This is a genomic window from Bradyrhizobium sp. STM 3809 (genome assembly GCF_000239795.1).
Classification (GTDB): Bacteria; Pseudomonadota; Alphaproteobacteria; order Rhizobiales; family Xanthobacteraceae; genus Bradyrhizobium.
Window position 1 is genome coordinate 1 of the sequence record NZ_CAFJ01000460.1, and the last position, 515, is coordinate 515.

The 515-nt window shown below is 67.5% G+C and carries 1 protein-coding gene; it reads left to right on the plus strand.

The window, feature by feature from the left end:
* The coding region (locus BRAS3809_RS21125) for an alpha/beta fold hydrolase (protein WP_035657422.1) at window positions 1-515 on the plus strand (515 nt) is incomplete at both ends.

A 515-nucleotide genomic window follows, 5' to 3' on the forward strand; every position in this document is an offset into this window, starting at 1 on the left:
AACTCCTGACCANAAGGACGGCCGCTTCGGCTACGAGGCCGCGGGAGCGCCTGATCGGCAGACCCTGGTGTTCCTCCACGGCATCGGCGGCGCCGCGCGCGCCTGGCGCGGCCAGCTGGCTTATTTCGGCGAGCGCTTTCATGCCGTGGCCTGGGACATGCCGGGCTACGGGCAGTCCGCCAGACTTGACACGGTCAGCATCACCACTCTCGCGGCGGCGCTTCAGGATTTCCTGAACCAGATCGAGGCCCGCAAACCGATCCTCGTCGGACACTCGATCGGCGGCATGATCGTGCAGGAATGGCTGACGACGCGCCCGCTCATGGCGGCCGCAGTCGTGCTGGCACAGACCAGCCCGGCGTTCGGCAAGGCCGATGGCGACTGGCAGAAGTCCTTCATCGAGGCGCGCCTCGGGCCGCTCGATCGCGGCGCCACGATGGCGTCGCTGGCACCGGATCTCGTGAAAGAGCTGATCGGCGACGATGCCGATCCTGCCGGTCTCGAACTTGCGACCT